The organism is Allobosea sp. AAP35, assembly GCF_001295925.1.
Lineage (GTDB): Bacteria > Pseudomonadota > Alphaproteobacteria > Rhizobiales > Beijerinckiaceae > Allobosea.
Genome location: NZ_LJHQ01000043.1, coordinates 70,177 through 87,560 on the forward strand (window position 1 = coordinate 70,177; position 17,384 = coordinate 87,560).

The 17,384-nt window shown below is 66.4% G+C and carries 15 protein-coding genes; 6 read left to right on the top strand and 9 right to left on the bottom strand.

What is annotated here, in order from left to right:
- Position 1 precedes the first annotated feature (1 nt).
- Positions 2-898, bottom strand: coding sequence for a hypothetical protein (locus IP69_RS22160; protein WP_197279890.1), 897 nt, complete (start codon positions 896-898; stop codon positions 2-4).
- A 318-nt stretch (positions 899-1,216) separates the two neighbouring features.
- On the opposite strand from IP69_RS22160, the gene IP69_RS14830 reads away from it, so the two are divergent.
- Positions 1,217-3,256, top strand: a complete 2,040-nt coding sequence (locus IP69_RS14830; protein WP_054143603.1) for an NAD(+) synthase — start codon at positions 1,217-1,219, stop codon at positions 3,254-3,256.
- Positions 3,257-3,420: 164 nt separating this feature from the next.
- Here the strand turns inward: IP69_RS14830 and IP69_RS14835 are convergent, their stop codons facing one another.
- The 5 genes from IP69_RS14835 to IP69_RS14855 form a co-directional block, all read right to left on the bottom strand.
- Entirely contained in the window at positions 3,421-4,176 is a 756-nt protein-coding gene (locus tag IP69_RS14835; protein ID WP_054143604.1) for an SDR family oxidoreductase, read from the bottom strand.
- Complete coding sequence (locus IP69_RS14840) at positions 4,149-5,189, bottom strand: 2-dehydropantoate 2-reductase N-terminal domain-containing protein (RefSeq protein WP_054143605.1); 1,041 nt, start codon at positions 5,187-5,189, stop codon at positions 4,149-4,151. Before IP69_RS14840 ends, IP69_RS14835 begins: the two co-directional genes overlap by 28 nt.
- Positions 5,190-5,348: 159 nt before the next feature.
- Positions 5,349-6,299 (bottom strand): isoaspartyl peptidase/L-asparaginase, encoded by a 951-nt coding sequence (locus tag IP69_RS14845; RefSeq protein ID WP_054143606.1) that lies wholly within the window; start codon positions 6,297-6,299, stop codon positions 5,349-5,351.
- 84 nt (positions 6,300-6,383) lie between these two features.
- Positions 6,384-7,976: an ABC transporter substrate-binding protein gene (locus IP69_RS14850; protein ID WP_054143607.1), complete on the bottom strand. Its 1,593-nt coding sequence runs from the start codon at positions 7,974-7,976 to the stop codon at positions 6,384-6,386.
- Positions 7,973-8,719: a MarR family winged helix-turn-helix transcriptional regulator gene (locus tag IP69_RS14855; protein ID WP_156323480.1), complete on the bottom strand. Its 747-nt coding sequence runs from the start codon at positions 8,717-8,719 to the stop codon at positions 7,973-7,975. Before IP69_RS14855 ends, IP69_RS14850 begins: the two co-directional genes overlap by 4 nt.
- A gap of 10 nt (positions 8,720-8,729) precedes the next feature.
- Here IP69_RS14855 and IP69_RS14860 point away from each other — a divergent pair, with 10 nt between their 5' ends.
- The 5 genes from IP69_RS14860 (at position 8,730) to IP69_RS14880 (ending at position 14,182) form a co-directional block, all read left to right on the top strand.
- Positions 8,730-9,431 (top strand): creatininase family protein, encoded by a 702-nt coding sequence (locus IP69_RS14860; RefSeq protein WP_054143609.1) that lies wholly within the window; start codon positions 8,730-8,732, stop codon positions 9,429-9,431.
- A 151-nt stretch (positions 9,432-9,582) separates the two neighbouring features.
- Positions 9,583-10,557, top strand: a complete 975-nt coding sequence (locus IP69_RS14865; RefSeq protein WP_054143623.1) for an ABC transporter permease — start codon at positions 9,583-9,585, stop codon at positions 10,555-10,557.
- 5 nt (positions 10,558-10,562) lie between these two features.
- A complete protein-coding gene (locus IP69_RS14870; protein WP_197279892.1) occupies positions 10,563-11,465 on the top strand; it encodes an ABC transporter permease in 903 nt (300 codons plus the stop codon).
- A complete protein-coding gene (locus IP69_RS14875) occupies positions 11,462-13,174 on the top strand; it encodes an ABC transporter ATP-binding protein (RefSeq protein ID WP_054143611.1) in 1,713 nt (570 codons plus the stop codon). Before IP69_RS14870 ends, IP69_RS14875 begins: the two co-directional genes overlap by 4 nt.
- A gap of 108 nt (positions 13,175-13,282) precedes the next feature.
- Positions 13,283-14,182, top strand: a complete 900-nt coding sequence (locus IP69_RS14880) for a polysaccharide deacetylase (protein WP_054143612.1) — start codon at positions 13,283-13,285, stop codon at positions 14,180-14,182.
- Positions 14,183-14,220: 38 nt separating this feature from the next.
- Here the strand turns inward: IP69_RS14880 and IP69_RS14885 are convergent, their stop codons facing one another.
- The 3 genes from IP69_RS14885 to IP69_RS14895 all read right to left on the bottom strand — a co-directional run.
- Positions 14,221-14,622, bottom strand: coding sequence for a DUF983 domain-containing protein (locus IP69_RS14885; RefSeq protein ID WP_054143624.1), 402 nt, complete (start codon positions 14,620-14,622; stop codon positions 14,221-14,223).
- 268 nt (positions 14,623-14,890) lie between these two features.
- Positions 14,891-16,288, bottom strand: coding sequence for a dihydrolipoyl dehydrogenase (gene lpdA / locus IP69_RS14890; protein WP_054143613.1), 1,398 nt, complete (start codon positions 16,286-16,288; stop codon positions 14,891-14,893).
- A 185-nt stretch (positions 16,289-16,473) separates the two neighbouring features.
- The coding region (locus IP69_RS14895; RefSeq protein WP_054143614.1) for a dihydrolipoamide acetyltransferase family protein at positions 16,474-17,384 on the bottom strand (911 nt) is incomplete at its 5' end.

The following is a 17,384-nucleotide window of genomic DNA, read 5'->3' on the forward strand; positions in this document are numbered from 1 at the left end:
GCTATTTTTCCAGATCGATGCAGCACACGGCCCTGGCTGCCGCCAGCCCGTCCTCCTCGAAGCTCCCCGTCTCGTGGATGTTGAAATACGACAGATCCGCGCATTCGGCTGCGCTGACGACGCGCCATCCACCATCGACGTAACGGTAATAGGTCTCCGCGCGAACCTTTCCTTCGAACAGACCCTTGACCTTATCGATCATCGGCGCATCGAACTGCTGCAGCCAACCGTGGTTCTCGTACCTGCCAAACGGCACCGTCAGCAGAAGATGGCCGCCGGGCTCGAGAATGCGCCGGAACTCGGCCACGGCTGAGAGGTAGCTGTCGGGCGTCGCGTGCGGCCAAGGGTTGTTGCGCGAATATGTTTTGTATTCGTACGTAAAGCCGACATGTTCCAGTGTCGAGATGCAGACGATCGTCCTCGTCATCTCGTTACGCAAGATCATGTCGCGCAGGTCGCCGAAAAGATACGAAAGGCGCGGATCATAGGTGATCCAGTCGGTCTCCAGTGTATAGATCAGGATCTTTCGATCCTTCAGTGCCGCTGTCTCAAGCAAAGATTGCTTGTTGAACGTCGATCCTGCATCGACAATCAGACCGGTGTCTGATCCCAAGCGGGAGAATACCCAAGGATACTCGACGATCCGTTCGTCTAGGCGTGCGCCAAAGCCTTCCGGGAGTGTCTTGCCGCCCCGGAATTGATCCATGAGCGCGTTATCAGATAGAATATTCTGGAGCAGCCGCTCCTTGTATTCCGTGTAGCCGCTCGAGAAGGGCAGCCGGGAACCTGAAAGATAGAGGTCAATCGCTCTGTCTTCGAAGCCTTCCTGCTGGTTGCCGCCGGACAATTGACTTTTAGCCTTGCTTTGGACTCGATGCAGGAGGGCTTGCCACGACATGGTTCAGTGCTTCTCCGGTGAGTAAGTCGGGCGCTTAGTTCGCCGTTCGTCGTCCCCTACCCCGTGAATGTAGCCAAGTCGAGTGCGTTTATCGGCTTACGACTGCGTAGCAAGCCGTACCAAGATCGCGCGCTCGCGGAAGACAGCCCCCAGCGCCTGCCCTGTCGCGGTGCAGGCCAGCGGTCGCGGCAAGATGCCAGACAGGGGTGCATGCCTGTATCAATCGGCCTTCTTGCCCTCTATCGATCAACTGAGCGATAAGGTTATTGCCTTGGTTGTCTGCCGCGGCGCAACGGGGCGTCCACGAGTATCTAAAGCATGAGCTTCCGCAACATCCACAGCCACGGCTTGATCCGTCTGGCCTGCGCGGCGCCGCACCTCAGGGTCGCCGATCCCGCCTTCAACGTCTCCGAAACGCTGCCGCTGCTGCGCCAGGCGGAGGAGGGCGGCGCCTCGATCGTGCTGTTCCCCGAACTCGGCCTCAGCGCCTATGCGATCGATGATCTGCACATGCAGAGCGCCCTGCTCGACGCGGTTCGCGACGCGATTGCGGTACTTGTCGAGGAAAGCCGCAAGCTCAACGCCATCGTGGTCGTCGGCGCACCGCTGCGGGTCGAGGCGCGGCTCTTCAACTGCGCCGTGGCGATCCATCGCGGCCGCATCCTCGCCATCGTGCCGAAGACCTATCTGCCGAACTACCGCGAGTTCTATGAGCGTCGCCAGTTCGCCTCGGGCGAGCGCGCCGGCATCACGTCCATTCAACTCTGCGGCCAGGAGGTGCCCTTCGGCACCGACATCCTGCTGACCGCCTCCGACATCCCCGACCTCATCATCCATATGGAGATCTGCGAGGATGTCTGGATGCCGGTGCCGCCGAGCTCCTTTGCGGCGCTGGCGGGTGCGACCGTGCTGCTCAACCTCTCGGCTTCCAACGTCACCATCGGCAAGTCGGACTGGCGCCACACCCTGTGCAAGGCCCATTCGGGGCGCTGCATCGCGGCCTATGCCTATTCCGCCGCCGGAACAGGGGAATCGACCACCGATCTCGCCTGGGACGGTCAGGCGATGATCTATGAGAACGGAGCGCTGCTGGCGGAAGCGCAGCGCTTCGCGCCTGAGCCGCAGCTGATCCTCGCCGATATCGATCTGCAGCGCCTGGCGCTCGACCGCATCCGCATGAACACCTTCGGCGACAATGCTGATGCCCTGCGCGACAAGCTGGCGTTCCGGCGGATCAGCTTCGCGCTCGAACCGGATCGCGAAAGCGATCTCGGCCTGATGCGCGAGGTCGAGCGCTTCCCCTTCGTGCCCTCAGACGATGCCAGGCTGAACGAGCTCTGCTATGAGGCCTACAACATTCAGTCGCACGGCCTTCGCAAGCGGCTCGAAAGCGCCCGCGTCGACAAGATCGTCATCGGCGTCTCCGGCGGGCTCGATTCGACGCAGGCCCTCCTGGTAGCGGCCGACACGATGGATGCGCTCGGCCTGCCCCGCGAAAACATCCTCGCCTATACGCTGCCGGCCTTCGCCACGAGCGCGGGCACCAAGACCAATGCCTGGCGGCTGATGAAGGCGCTCGGCGTCACCGCCGCCGAGATCGACATGACGCCCGCCTGCCGGCAGATGCTGGTCGATATCGGCCATCCCTTCGCGGAGGGGCATCCGGTCTACGACACCACCTTCGAGAACGTGCAGGCCGGCGCGCGCACCTCGTTGCTGTTCCGTCTCGCCAACAAGAACAACGGCATCGTGCTCGGCACGGGCGATCTTTCGGAGCTGGCGCTGGGCTGGTGCACCTATGGCGTCGGCGACCAGATGTCCCATTACAACGTCAACGGCTCGGTCTCGAAGACGCTGATCCAGCATTTGATCCGCTGGGTGGCGCAATCGGACCGCTTTGGCCAGGAAGCCTCGGCCGTGCTGCTCGACATCCTGGCAACCGAGATTTCGCCGGAATTGGTGCCGGGTGAGGGCGACGGGCCGAGCCAGAAGACCGAGGATTTCGTCGGCCCCTATGCGTTGCAGGATTTCAACCTGTTCTACACGACGCGCTACGGCTTCGCGCCGAGAAAGGTCGCCTTCCTGTCCCACCATGCCTGGGCCGATGCAGCGCGCGGCACCTGGCCGCCGCATATGGAGGCAGCCAAGCAGGTCGCCTACGACCTGCCGACGATCAAGCGCTGGCTGACCGTCTTCGTGCGCCGCTTCTTCGAGACCAGCCAGTTCAAGCGCTCGGCCATGCCCAACGGGCCGAAGGTTTCCTCAGGCGGCTCGCTCTCGCCACGCGGCGACTGGCGCGCGCCGAGCGACGCGTCGGCTGCGGCCTGGCTCGCGGATCTCGATCGCATTCCGGGTTGAGGCAGCGAGCTTCTGCTCGGAAACACTGCCGTCATCCCGGGCTTGCCCCGGGATCCATCATAGGGATCGACAGCGCTCTATGACGGATCCCGGCGCTCCGTTTCGCTTCGGCCGGGATGACGGGGGGTGTTTCCGAGCCAGCCGATCAACATGGCCGGCCCGCCTCACGACCGTCCGCCATCCACCGAGAGCACCTGCCCGGTGATCCAGCCGGCCTGCTCGCTCAGGAAGAACAGGCTCGCGGCCGCGATGTCGGCCGGCGTGCCGAGGCGGCGGGTGTGGATGCCGTCGATCAGGCGCTTCTGACCTTCGGCCCCGTAGCTCTCCCATTGCCGCTCGGTCGCGGGGTTGGAGCGCACGAAGCCCGGCGCCACCGAATTCACGGTGATGCCATGCGGGCCGAACTCCCAGGCGAGCTGCTTGGTCAGCCCGACCAGCGCGTGCTTGGCGGAAGCATAGGCCTGGATGCCGGTCAGGCTCGGCCGCAGGCCCGCGCCCGAGGAAATGGTGACGATCCGGCCATGGCCGGAGGCCTTCATCGCGGGCGCGGCCGCCTGCGCGAGGAAGAAGGCGGAATCGACATTGGCCGCGAAGATCACCCGCCAGTCGGCTTCCGAGATTTCCTCGATCGGCCGACCGACCTGGCCGCGCACGCCGCCTGCGGCATGGACCAGGAGTTCAAGTTTGCCGCTCTGCGCGACGATGTCGGCGATCAGCGCGGCACAGGATTGCGCCGAGCCGAGATCGACCGCATGCGGGACCGCGCCGATCGCGGCCGCCGTGGCGGCGACCCCCTCGGCGTCGATATCGGCGAGATGGACGGTCGCGCCGGCCTCGACCAGAGCGGTCGCGATGGCGCGCCCGATGCCCTGGGCCGCGCCGGTGACCAGGGCTACGCGGTCGTCAAAACGGATTTGCATCGGTCGATCAGCACTTTCAGGGTCTCGGGGGATTGCGGCCGCCGGCCATCCTCGATGTCGTGGATCAGGCTCACCAGCGTCTCGACCGCCGGTGTGGGCACGCCGGCCTGGCGGCCGAGTGCGGCAATGATGCCGATCTGCGGATCGACCTCGGTCTTGCGCTTGCGCACCGCCAGGTCGCGCCAGATGCCGGAATGGGTCTTGGCGGTCTTGGAGGTGTAGTCGGCGAGCCAGGCGATCGTCTCGATCTGCGGATATTCCGGCTGTCCGGGCGCGAAGACCATCGGGTCGAACTCGCCGAAACCCAGCGTCGAGACGCCGCGCGCGGCGGCCACCGCCGCGACCTCCTGGCCCAGCGCCAGCCAGACCACGAGGCGGTCGGGATCGGCGAAGTTCGCCGACATCGAATCGCCCGTCAGCGCGGTGCCGAACAGCATCGCGCCATAGGAGAGCTTGCCCCAGAGATACCCCCAGATATTGGTGGTCAGGATCGATTTGGGCTCGAACGTCAGCAGCAGCCTGTGCATCGCGATGGCGCGCGGCGTGATCTGGCCGTCGATCTCGCCGACGACGACGGCACCCTCATTGCCGTAGAGGATCTCGCCCGGGCCATGCCAGTCGGCACCGAAATTGACGAAGCAGCCCATCGTCCGCTCCGCCCCGACGGCGGCCGCGATGGCGATCTCGTTGAGCCCGTTCTGGGCCGAGAGCACGTAGCCGTCGGGCGCCAGATGGGGGTTGAGCGCCGCGACCGCCTCGTCGGTCGCGCCGGCCTTCACCGCCAGCACGATGCGCTTGTAGGTGCCGGTGAGCTCGGCCGGCGTCACGGCGGGGATGGCCTGGCGGAATTCCTCGATCGGCCCGGTGATCGCAAGCCCGGTGGTGCGGCAGGCCTCGACATGGGCAGGCTCGATGTCGACGAGCAGCACGGGGATGCCGGCCCGCGCCCAATAGGCGCCCAGCGTCCCGCCGATGGCGCCTGCGCCCCAGATCAGGATGGGTTCAGTCGTCATGGGCTTTCTCCACCCCCGTCATCCCGGACAAGCTGCGCAGCAGCGCCGATCCGGGATCCATTCCGGAGCCTCTCAGGATGAATGTTCCGGCATGGATCCCGGGTCTCCGCTGCGCTTCGCCCGGGATGACACGGGGAGGGTGGGACGAGCCAACAACCATCACGCCGGTCCCGCGATCTCGACCTCGCCATGCGTCGCGACATGGACGGTGCCGTCCGGCGTCACCCAGCCGCGATACATGCCTTGTGTGTTGTAGGGCGCGACGATGGTGCCGTCCGCATCGATCGCCACGAGCCCGGCGCCGATCTTGTGAGCGGTGAGCTCGCCGAGCACGGCTGCGCTCGCCTCTTCGAGACCGAGACCTTTATAGGCGATCAGCGAGGCCAGCTCATGGCCGACGCAGTAGCGGATGAAATACTCGCCCTTGCCGGTGCCCGACACGGCGCAACGCCCATCGCGGGCATAGGTGCCGGCGCCGATGATCGGGGAATCGCCGACGCGGCCGACAGGCTTGTTGGTATAGCCGCCGGTCGAGGTCGCCGCCGCCAGATGCCCTTCGGCATCCAGCGCGACGGCGCCGACGGTGCCGTGCTTTTCGGCCTCGCTGGCCTCGCCGGCCGTGCCGACCAGCTCGCGGATTTTCATGGAGGACAGGTTCTTGCGGCGCCGCTCGGTCGAGAAATGGCCGTTCTCGACGATGTCGAGCCCTTCATGCGCGGCGAAGGTTTCGCCCGCCGGTCCCACGAGCAGCAGCGGGTCGCCGCGCAGCATCAGCGCCTTGGCGGCGCTGACGGGATTGCGGATGCGCTTGACCGCTGCGACGGCGCCGGCTGCAAGTGTGGCGCCATCCATGATCGAGGCGTCGAGCTCATGTTCGCCCTCGGCGTTGAAGGCCGCGCCATAGCCGGCGTTGAAATGGACGGAATCCTCCATCACCCGCACGGCGGCCTCGACCGCATCGACGGCGCTGCCGCCAGCGCGGAGGATCGCCCAGCCGGCCCGCAGCGCAGCGGCGAGATCGGCCCGGGCATCGGCCCATTCCGCCTCGCTCATGTCGGATTTCGGCAGCGTGCCGCAGCCACCATGGATGGCGAGAGCGATGGTCGTCATGAGGGAAGGCTCGATCCAAAAGGCAGGCGATGGGCGAATGGCGCGTGGCGAGTGGGTCCATTCGCCCCTCGCCACGCGCGTCTTTCACTTCTTGACGGGCTTGATGTCCATCGCCAGCGTGTCTTCGTCGACGCGCGGGGCAATCGTGACCTCGTCCTTCTGCATCGCCCAGGCCGAGCCGACCGCGACGATCGGCAGGCGCGGCCGGTCCTTGGCGACGATGGCATTGGCCTGCGAGAGCAGGTCGTTGCGCTTGGTCTCGTCGAGCTCGACCGCGGCATCCTCGATCAGCTTGTCGAGTTCGGCGTTCTTGTAGCCGAGCACATTGAAGGCGCCGAGTTTCTTGGCCGGATCGTTGGAGTGCACCACCGAGGACAGCGTGTAGTTGGCCTCGCCGGTCAGCGTGCCCCAGCCCGACATCGCCAGCGAGTACTCGGCACGCGTGCGGGCGGGGAAGAACACGGCTGCCGTCTGGGCGTTGGCGGTGACGTCGAGGCCGATGCGGGCCAGCATCTGCGCCACCGAGGTGCCGACCTGGCGGTCGCCCGGCAGGCGGTCATTGGTGAAGGAGAAGGTCGCCTTGAAGCCGTTGGGGTAGCCGGCCTCCTCGAGCAGCTTCTTGGCGCGGGGGATGTCGGCCTTCAGCGGCGGCAGGCTCTTGTTGAAGCCGGCGATGCTGGAGGTGACGAGCTGGTTGACCGGCGCGCCGAGCCCTTCCATCGCGATCTCGACCAGCGCCGGCCGGTCGATGGCGAGGTCGATCGCCTCGCGCACGCGCGGGTCCTGCAGCGGGTTCTTCGGAAGGGGCGATCCGTCCTTGGCGCTGACCTGCGGGGAGGTGTCGCGCAGGTCGATCTCCATGTTGAAGACATAGACGGTGTCGATCGTCGCGACCGTCAGCTTCGGGTCGCGCTTCAGCGTCGCCACATCCGAGGAGGGCGCGCGCACGATGATGTCGACCTGGCCGGCCTTCAGCTGCGCGACGCGGGCGGCGTCATTGGGCAGTTCCTTGCGGATGACCTTGGCCCAGGGCTCCTTGGGGCCCCAATAGCCGTCGAACCGGTCGAGCACGAGCTGGTCCTTCGGCGTCCAGGAGACGAACTTGTAGGGGCCGGTGCCGATCGCGGCCTTGCCCGAATTGAAGGTCTCGTTGGCATTGTCCTTGGTCAGGCCGGCGGCGGCCTTGGCCGAGACGATGAACAGGCGGATGAAGTCGTTGGGCAGGTTCGGCGCCGGGCCGTCGGTGACGATATGGACCGTCAGCGGGTCGATGATCTTCACCTCCTTGACGCGACGCACATAGATCGTCGTCGGGTTCGGGCCGGCCACCACTGGAATGCGCTCGATCGAGAACTTGACGTCCTCGGCGGTGAAATCCGAGCCGTCATGGAACTTGACGCCGGAGCGCAGCTTGAATTCCCAGGTGTCGGGCGCGATCGCCTTCCAGCTCGTGGCCAGGCGCGGCTCAATCTGCAGCTTGTCGCCCGACCAGGTCAGCGTGTCGAAGACATGCTTCAGCGCCTCGGCATGGGTGCCGGTGGCGGTGAAATGCGGGTCGATCGAATCGGGGCCGGCGCGCACGCCGATGGTCAGGTTCTGGGCGAGCGTGGCCGTCGAAACGGAGCATCCCAGCAGCAGGGCGAGCGCGGCGATGCGGGTCATCTTGGTCGGTGTCATGGTGCTGTTCCCTCTTTTTCTAGGTCTGTTGGCCAGGTCGGAGAAGCGATGACGAGCTTGTCCATCAGTTCGCAGAGCTGGCGTTGTTCGGTGTCGCTGAGAGCCGACAGCATGGCCGTCTGCTGCTGGATCATCAGCGGCATGGTTTCTTCAAAAATCGCGCGGCCCGGCGCCGTCAGATACAAAACGAAGCTGCGCAGATCGTCATGATCGGTTTCGCGCCGCAGCAGCCGCCGCTGCAGCAGCTTCTGGATCGAGCGGCTGAGCGTGTTCTTGGGCAGGCCCGAGGAGGCGACGATGTTCTTGGCCGCGACACCGTCGCGCAGGCCAACCGCATAGAGCGCGACGAATTCCGGCCTTACAAGGCCGTAGCGCGTCTCGATCCAGCGATAGACCGGGTCGTTGAAGCGAAACGCAACGAAATTCAGCCTGAACGACAGCCAGCACGGGTTGTCCCACAGCTTGGTGATGGTCAGCGGGTCGAGCTCGCGCAGCGCCTGCTCGCGCTCCGGACTGACGCGTGAAAGGGCTGTCGGCGCATGCCTCATGCCCAGGATCTCCCCAGCTTTCCAATTTAGTTCCAAATGGAACTTGACGCTGTCGAAGGCCAGAGTCAAGGATGCTGGGATTGAGGATGATGGAGCATCGGCGGCCCGGCAAACCGTTTCTCTGCCGATGGCTCGACGATCACCGCCAACCGCCCGAAATGACGACGTCGTCTCGAGCCGAACTATTGCTAGCAAGGATCAGGCCGTGCGTGTCGCGCAAATGAACTGGATGCAGATCGAAGCGCAGGCGAAGCGCGACGATCGCTGCGTTCTGCCCTTGGGTTGTGTCGAGCAGCACGCTTTTCTCAGTCTCGCGACGGATGCGATCCTGGCCGAGAAGGTGGCCAATGATGCCGCCGAGCCGCTCGGCCTGCCGGTTTTTCCGGTGCTGGCCTATGGCATGACGCCGGCCTTCGCCGCCTATCCGGGCACGGTCTCGCTGCGCATGAGCACCTATGTCGCCGTGATGGAGGACATGCTGGAGGCGTTCTACCGCTCGGGCTTTCGCCGCATCGTGCTGGTCAACGGCCATGGCGGCAATGCGCCGATCATGACGCTCGCCACCGAATGGATGGGCCGGCGCACCGATGCCAGCGTGCGCCTGCACAATTGGTGGGCGGGCCCGCGCTTTCAGGCAGCGGTTCAGGCCATTGATCCCGCCGCCTCCCACGCCTCCTGGATGGAGAATTTTCCCTGGACCCGGCTCGAAGGCGTCGCCATGCCCGACGCGGAAAAGCCCCCCTTCAATGCTGCCCTTTATCAGGCCTCACCTCCGGCCAAGCGGCGCGAAATCCTCGGCGACGGCAATTTCCATGGCCGCTACCAGCGCTCCGACAATGAGATGCTCAGCCTCTGGCAGGTCGGCGTCGAGGAGACGCGCGCGGCGATGGTGGAGCACTGGCCGTGAGAGCGGCGGTCCCCACCCTGAGCCCTCATCCTGAGGAGCCGCTTCAGCGGCGTCTCGAAGGATGCTCCAGCGCGCTCTGGAACATCCTTCGAGACGCGCCTGCGGCGCTCCTCAGGATGAGGGCTGTGGGATGTGGCCTGCGGGCAGCATCATGCTAGGCCACATCCTCGGCCGGCTCGGTCAGGCGCTCGTCGTCATGCTCGTCATGTCCGCGCTGGTCTTCGTCGGCGTCTATGCCATCGGCAATCCGATCGACGTGCTGATCGGCCCCGATGTCAGCCAGGACATCAGGCTCGACACGATCGCCCGCTACGGGCTCGATCAGCCGCTCTGGCGCCAGTACTTCACCTTCCTCGGGCGCATCCTGCAGGGCGATTTCGGCCGCTCCTTCGTCTTCGGCATGCCGGTGCTGGATCTGATCCTGTCGCGGCTGCCAGCAACGCTGGAACTGACGCTCGCGGCCGTCGTCGGCGCCGCGCTGATCGGCATCCCTGCCGGAATCTATGCCGGCTACAGGCCCGACGGTCTCGCCGCCAAGGCGATCATGACGATCTCGATCCTGGGCTTCTCGGTGCCGACCTTCTGGATCGGCCTCGTGCTGATCATCGCCTTTGCCGTCGAGCTGCAATGGCTTCCCGCCGGTGGCCGCGGCGAGACTTATGCCCTCTTCGGCGTTCAATGGAGCTTCCTCACCGCCAATGGCTTGAGCCATCTCCTGCTGCCGGCGGCCAATCTCGCCTTCTTCAAGCTCGCGCTGATGACCCGGCTGGCGCGCGCCGGCACCCGCGAGGCGATGCTGTCGGACACGGTGAAATTCGCCCGCGCCGCCGGTCTGTCCGAATGGACGGTGCTGCGCCGGCACGTGCTGCGGCTGATCGCGATCCCGCTGGTCACCGTATTCGGGCTCGAATTCGCCTCGACGCTCGCCTTTGCCGTCGTCACCGAGACGATCTTCTCCTGGCCCGGCATCGGCAAGCTGATCATCGATTCGATCACCTCGCTCGATCGGCCGGTGATGGTGGCCTATCTGATGCTCGTCTCCTTCGTCTTCATCATGATCAATTTCCTCGTCGATCTCGCCTATGTCGGGCTCGATCCGCGGCTGCGCCGGGCGGGTTCGCGATGAGCCAGATGTCGCAATCCCAGCCTTCTCCTCCCAACGAAGTGTCGCCCGTCGTCCGCTTCTGGGCCGAGTTCCGCCAGAGCAGGGTCGCGGTGGTGGCGCTCGCCGTCGTCGTGCTGATGCTCGGCGTCGCGATCTTCGCGCCGCTGGTGGCGCCGCAGAACCCTTACGATCTCGCCAACCTCGTCCTGATGGATGCCCGCCGTCCGCCGGGCTTCGTCGGCTCGGCCGGCTACACCCATATCCTGGGCACGGACGCGCAAGGGCGCGACCTGTTCTCGGCGATCCTCTACGGCCTGCGCATATCCCTGCAGATGGGGCTGATCGCCGGTTCGCTCGCCTTCACCGTCGGGGTGACGCTGGGCGTCGGCGCGGCCTATCTCGGCGGCCGCTGGGAGGCCTTCATCATGCGCGTGGTCGATCTCCAGCTCGCCTTCCCGGCGATCCTGCTGGCGCTCGTGCTCTCGGCCCTGCTCGGCCAGGGCAAGATGCAGCTCATCGCCGCGCTGGCGGCCGCGCAATACGCCTATTTCGCCCGCACCGCCCATGGCGCAGCCTCGGCCGAGCGCGGCAAGGACTATGTCGAGGCGGTGCTCTCGACGCCGCTGCCGGCCTGGCGCGTCGTGCTCAAGCACATCTTCCCAAACTGCCTGCCACCGCTGATCGTGGTCGCGACGGTGCAGGTGGCGAGCGCCATCGCGCTGGAGGCGACGCTCTCCTTCCTCGGTGTCGGCCTCCCCGTGACCGAGCCATCGCTCGGCATGCTGATCTCCAACGGCTTCCAGTATATGCTGTCGGGCCGCTACTGGATCTCGATCTATCCCGGCATCGCCCTGATCGTGCTGATCGTCGCCATCAACCTCGTCGGCGACCGCATCCGCGACCAGGTCAATCCGAGGCTGAAGCGATGAGCGCCGCGCTGCAGCCTCCCCTCCTCGAGGTCACTGATCTCGCTACCTTCTTCCACGCCCGCGCCGGTGTGGTGAAGGCGGTCGACGGCGTCTCCTTCAACGTGGCGCGCGGCGAGGTCATGGGCCTCGTCGGCGAATCCGGCTCGGGCAAGAGCATCACCGGCTTCTCGATCATCGGCCTGCTCGATCCGCCGGGCCGCATCGAGCGCGGCTCGGTCAGGCTGGAGGGCCGCGAACTCGTCGGCCTGCCGCCGGCGGAATTGCGGGCCATTCGCGGCAAGGCGATCTCGATGGTCTTCCAGGACCCGATGATGACGCTGAACCCGATGCTGACCATCGGAGACCAGATCGGGCTCGCACTTGAAGCGCATGAGAGCGTCACGGGCGCGCAGCGTCGCCAGCGGGCTGTCGCGGCGCTCGCCCAAGTGCGAATTCCCGAGCCCGAGACGAAGATCGATTTCTACCCGCACCAGTTCTCCGGAGGCATGCGCCAGCGCGTCGCCATCGCGATCGCGCTGCTGCACCGGCCGCGGCTGATCATCTGCGACGAGCCGACGACCGCGCTCGACGTCTCGATCCAGGCCGAAATCCTCGCCGAGATGAAGGAGCTGGTCGCCGAGCTCGGCACCGCCCTGATCTGGATCAGCCATGATCTGGCCACCGTCGCCTCGATCGCCGACCATGTCTGCGTCATGCGCTACGGCAAGATCGTCGAGGCCGGGCCCGTGCTCCAGGTCCTGACCCGGCCCAAGCACCCCTATACGCAAGGCCTGCTCGATTCGCTGCCGTCCCGGGCCAAGCCCGGCGCGATGCTGGCGCGCGGCGCTGGCACGGATGCCGCCCCGCCGCCGCGCCTGCCGCGTCAGGCGGAATCGGGCCATCGCCGCGCCGGTCTCCCTTATGTCGTCATCGACACTGTCGGCAAGCGCTTCCAGCGCAAGGCGGGCGTGTTGCATGTCCTGGCACAGAAGCTGGGCCTGGCCGCGCCTCTGCCGCTGGTGCAGGCGGTCGATGCGGTGAGCCTGTCGATCGCACGTGGAGAGGCGCTCGGCCTCGTCGGCGAATCCGGCAGCGGCAAGTCGACGCTCGGCCGCATGGTCGCCGGCATCTATGCGCCCGATAGCGGCCATGTCTTGCTCGACGGCGAGCCGGTGATGAGCGCGGGCGAGCGCCCCCATAAGATCACCACCCGCATCCAGACGATCTTCCAGGACCCGTTCGCCTCGCTGAATCCGCGCATGCGCATCGGCGACAGCATCGCGGAAGGCCCGCTCGCCCACGGCCTGGTCGGCCGCAACGATGCCGCAACCTATGTCGCGCAATGGCTCGCCGCCGTCGGGCTCGATCCAGCTTTCGCCGGCCGCTATCCGCATCAGTTCTCCGGCGGCCAGCGCCAGCGCGTCGCGATTGCCCGCGCGCTCGCCATGCAGCCGGATGTCGTCGTCTGCGATGAGCCGGTCGCCTCGCTCGACGTCTCGATCCAGGCCCAGATCATCAATCTGCTGATCCGGTTGCGGCAGGAACTCGGCCTGACGCTGCTCTTCATCTCCCACGACCTCTCGGTCGTGCGCCATCTCTGCGACCGCGTCGCGATCATGCATCGCGGCAAGATCGTCGAGAGCGGCCCGGCCGGCGAGGTCTACGACAATCCCCGCGACGCCTACACCAAGCGCCTGCTGGCGGCGGTGCCGGTGCTGCCGGTGGCGTGAACCTCTTCCGTCATTCTCGGGCGAAGCGCAGCGCAGACCCGAGAATCTTCGGCCAGAGATGCTCGGGTCGAGCCCGAGCATGACGTGCCTCGATAAAGGAGACACCCCATGTCCGAACCCGAACTCCTCCCCTGGCAGTGGCCGGAAGAGACCTGGCGCGCCAAGGTCGATCGCGTCCGCGCCGGCCGCAACCTGAAGCCCGCAACCTGGAAGAACGGCGCGCGCTGCGCGGTCGCGCTGTCCTTCGACGTTGATCACGAGACCAACGAATTGCGCGATGGCGGCAACTCGGTCGGGCGCTTGTCCTGGGGCCAGTACGGCAACCGCGTCGGCATGCCGCGCATCCTCGATCTGATGAAGAAGGAGGACATTCAGGCGACCTTCTTCGTGCCGGCCGTGACCGCTTTGCTCTACCCCGACGAGCAGCGCCGCGTCATCGCGGAGGGCCATGAGATCGGCCTCCATGGCTGGATTCACGAGGTCAATACCGCCGTCCCAGCCGCCGCCGAACGCGAACTCCATCTGCGCGCCGCCGACACGCTGGAGAAGGTCACCGGCATCCGCCCGGTCGGCATGCGCACCCCGTCCTGGGACTTCTCGGAGGTGACACTGTCGATCGAGCGCGAACTCGGCCTGCTCTACGATTCATCCCTCTTCGCCGATGACGACCCCTACGAGCTCATCGAGAAGGGCGAGCCGACCGGCATGGTCGAACTGCCGGTCGAGTGGATCCGCGACGACGCGGTCTATTTCAATATGAACCGCTTCCAGGCCCTGCGGCCCTATACGGCGCCGGAGGTGGTGTTCGACATCTTCCGGCGCGAATTCGACCGCGCTTATGAGGAGGGCGGGCTATTCCTGCTGACGATGCATCCGCATGTCATCACCTACCGCTCGCGCATCTGGATCCTCGAGAAGCTGATCGCCCACATCAAGGAGATGCCGGATGTCTGGTTTGCCAGCCATGCCGAGATCGCCGGTTATGTGAAGGCGCAGTCGGGCATCTGACCGGCTTGCGCACGATCCTCGCTTTTGAGCGCCGGCCCTCAGGCCGGGGGCTTTTCTGCGGACATCGGCTTGGCCAGGCGACCTTCCTCGGCCTTGTGGAAATACTGGGTCGCGACCAGCCAGCCCTTGAGCGGCTGCAAGGGCGGGATGCAGGTCAGCAGGATCAAGGGCAGCGTCGTGACGAGGTGGACCCAGGTCGGCGGATTATAGGTGAGTTCGAGCCAGAGCGGGAAGGCGACCGCGGGCACGCAGACGAACATCATCACGAAGAAGGCGGGGCCATCGGCGGGATCGGCGAAGCCGTAGTCGAGCCCGCAGACCTCGCAGGAGGGGCGCAGCTTCAGAAATCCCTGGAAGAGATGGCCCTTGCCGCAGCGAGGGCAACGGCCGCGTAGCCCGGTTTGCAGCGGCGACAGAGGCGGCCATGGCTCGCCGGACATGGCAATCTCCCCAATGCGCCGGTGAAACGGCAAAGGTTGCAGATGGGGGAAGCGGACGGCGATTTCAAACCAAAAGGCCACCTGGCGCGCCCGCTGCGGCGTTGTGACCTGGCGCATGCTCATCTGACAAGGAACCACAGCGTCGTCGTCCCGGGCTTGACCCGGGACCCATTCCGGAACGCATCCGATCGAGGTTCAGGAATGGATCCCGGATCTCCGCTTCGCTCCGTCCGGGATGACCCGCGTTTCTATGAGAAAGCGGCACGCATTAGATATGGATGGCGTGCCCGAGCGCCTTGAGCGCCGCCTCCTGGAAGCCTTCGCCCAGCGTCGGGTGGGCGTGGATCGTGCCCGCGACATCCTCCAGCGTTGCCCCCATCTCGATCGCCAGCCCGAACGCGGTCGAGAGCTCCGAGATGCCGCAGCCGACGGCCTGGATGCCGAGCACCAGCCCGTTCTGCGCCTGGGCAACGATGCGGATGAAGCCGGCCTCGCCGTCGCGGGTCATGGCGCGGCCGTTGGCTGCGAAGGGGAACTGGCCGATCCGTACCTCGTGCCCGGCGCGGGCCGCCTCGTCGGGCGAAAGACCGACCGAGACGATTTCGGGATCGGTGAAGCAGACGGCGGGGATGCAGCGCTTGTCGAAGGCGCGCGGCAGGCCGGCCACGATCTCCGCCACCATCTCGCCCTGCGCCATGGCGCGATGCGCCAGCATCGGCTCGCCGGTGACGTCGCCAATCGCGAAAATGCCGCGCATCGAGGTCTCGCAGCGCTCATTGATCCGGATGAAGCGTCCGTCCCTGTCGAGCACCAGCTCCTCAAGCCCCAGCCCCTCGGTGGAAGGCGCGCGGCCGACGGTGACGAGGATCTTGTCGGCGGCGATGCGCCGCTCCTGACCGTCCGCCGTCTCGACCAGCAAGGCGTCGCCCGACGGCGAGGCGCCGCGCGCCTTGGCCCCGAGCAGCACCTCGATGCCGAGCCCGGTCAGGCGCTTCGCCACCGGCGCGGTCAGTTCAGCGTCGTAAAGTGGCAGGATGCGCTCCTGCGCCTCAATGACCGTGACCTGGCTGCCGAGCTTGGCGAAGGCGATGCCCAGTTCGAGCCCGATATAGCCGCCCCCGACGATGGCCAGGCGCCGCGGCACCTCCGCCAGCGACAAAGCTTCGGTCGAGGAGATGACCGGCCCGCCGAAGGGCAGGAAGGGCAGCGCGACCGGCCCCGAGCCGGTGGCGATGACGATGCGCTCGGCCCGGATCACCTTGGGGCCGGTCTCGGTCTCGACCACAACCGTCTTGCCGTCGCGGAAACGGGCGCGGCCGTACAGGATCTTGACCTTGGCCTTGCGCAGCAGGCCCCCGACGCCATTGTTGAGGCGGCCGACGATGCCGTCCTTCCAGGCGACCGCCTTGCCGAAATCGAGCGCGGGCGCACCGGCTGTCAGGCCGAAGGGCGTCTTGCCGGCGGCGGCATGGGCGGCCTTCTCGAATTCCTCGGCGACATGGATCATCGCCTTGGAGGGGATGCAGCCGACATTGAGGCAGGTGCCGCCAAGCTTTCCCGCCTCGACGATGACGGTGTCGATGCCGAGCTGCCCGGCGCGGATGGCGCAGACATAGCCCCCTGGCCCGGCGCCAATGACGAGCAGCTTGCAGGTGATCTCGGTCATGGGCGGTCCTCGCCATCAGCGCTCGTCATGGTGCTCTCGTACCTCACCGTCATCCCGGCCGAAGCGAAGCGGAGCGCCGGGATCCATCGTAGGGCACCGTCGCGTCCTATGATGGATCCCGGAGCTGCGCCGCATGCGCGGCTTGTCCGGGATGACGTCGTGTTTCCGCGCGTTACCACATCACCTCACCCATCGATGAACAGCATTGCCGGGTTCTCCAGCAGCTCCTTGAGCCGCTGCACGAACACGGCTGCGTCCCAGCCATCGACGACGCGGTGGTCGAAGCTCGACGACAGGTTCATCATCTTGCGCGGCACGAAGGTCGTGCCGTCCCAGACCGGGCGCATCATCATCTTGTTGACGCCGACGATGGCGACCTCGGGATGGTTGATCACCGGCGTCGTGGCGATGCCGCCCATGGCGCCCAGCGAGGTGATGGTGATGGTCGAGCCGGTGAGCTCGTCGCGGATCGCCGTGCCCTGGCGGGCGCGCTCGGAGATGCGGGAAAGCTCCAGCGCGCAGCCGAAGATGTCGCGCGCCTCGGCATGCTTCACCACCGGCACCATCAGCCCGCCCGGCGTCTGCGTGGCGATGCCGATATGGATGCCGGCATGCTGGCGCACGATGCCGGCCTCGTCGTCATAGAGCGCGTTGAGATTGGGCTGCTCGGCCAGCGCCCTGGCCATGGCGCGCATCAAGAACGGCAGGAGCGTGAGCTTGGGCCGCTCCGCCGTCGGCTTCTTGTTGAGGACCGCGCGCAGATCCTCCAGCGCCGAGACGTCGACCTCCTCGACGATGGTGATGTGCGGGATCCGCGATTTCGCCAGCGCCATCTTCTCGGCGATCTTGCGCCTCAAGCCCACGACCTTGATCTCGGTGACGCCGCTCTTCTCGGCGAGGCCCGGCTTGCGCTCGGCTTCAGGCCCGCGCAGCAGGAAGGCGTCGAGATCCTCGTGAAGGATGCGCCCGGCCGGGCCGGTGCCCGCGACCTGGCGCAGATCCAGCCCGGCCTCGCGCGCCTTCAGCCGCACGGCTGGCGAGGCCAGCGGCTTGTCGCCGGGCGCGCGGCGGGGCGCAGCTGGCGCCGCGGGGCTGG

What these genes read in the sequence shown, in the direction of transcription:
- IP69_RS14870 (WP_197279892.1), top strand. Translation starts at nt 10,563, where the DNA reads ATGTCGCAATCCCAGCCTTCTCCTCCCAACGAAGTGTCGCCCGTCGTC.
- IP69_RS22160 (WP_197279890.1), bottom strand. Translation starts at nt 898, where the DNA reads ATGTCGTGGCAAGCCCTCCTGCATCGAGTCCAAAGCAAGGCTAAAAGT.
- IP69_RS14830 (WP_054143603.1), top strand. Translation starts at nt 1,217, where the DNA reads ATGAGCTTCCGCAACATCCACAGCCACGGCTTGATCCGTCTGGCCTGC.
- IP69_RS14885 (WP_054143624.1), bottom strand. Translation starts at nt 14,622, where the DNA reads ATGTCCGGCGAGCCATGGCCGCCTCTGTCGCCGCTGCAAACCGGGCTA.
- IP69_RS14835 (WP_054143604.1), bottom strand. Translation starts at nt 4,176, where the DNA reads ATGCAAATCCGTTTTGACGACCGCGTAGCCCTGGTCACCGGCGCGGCC.
- IP69_RS14845 (WP_054143606.1), bottom strand. Translation starts at nt 6,299, where the DNA reads ATGACGACCATCGCTCTCGCCATCCATGGTGGCTGCGGCACGCTGCCG.
- lpdA (WP_054143613.1), bottom strand. Translation starts at nt 16,288, where the DNA reads ATGACCGAGATCACCTGCAAGCTGCTCGTCATTGGCGCCGGGCCAGGG.
- IP69_RS14875 (WP_054143611.1), top strand. Translation starts at nt 11,462, where the DNA reads ATGAGCGCCGCGCTGCAGCCTCCCCTCCTCGAGGTCACTGATCTCGCT.
- IP69_RS14880 (WP_054143612.1), top strand. Translation starts at nt 13,283, where the DNA reads ATGTCCGAACCCGAACTCCTCCCCTGGCAGTGGCCGGAAGAGACCTGG.
- IP69_RS14850 (WP_054143607.1), bottom strand. Translation starts at nt 7,976, where the DNA reads ATGACACCGACCAAGATGACCCGCATCGCCGCGCTCGCCCTGCTGCTG.
- IP69_RS14865 (WP_054143623.1), top strand. Translation starts at nt 9,583, where the DNA reads ATGCTAGGCCACATCCTCGGCCGGCTCGGTCAGGCGCTCGTCGTCATG.
- IP69_RS14840 (WP_054143605.1), bottom strand. Translation starts at nt 5,189, where the DNA reads ATGACGACTGAACCCATCCTGATCTGGGGCGCAGGCGCCATCGGCGGG.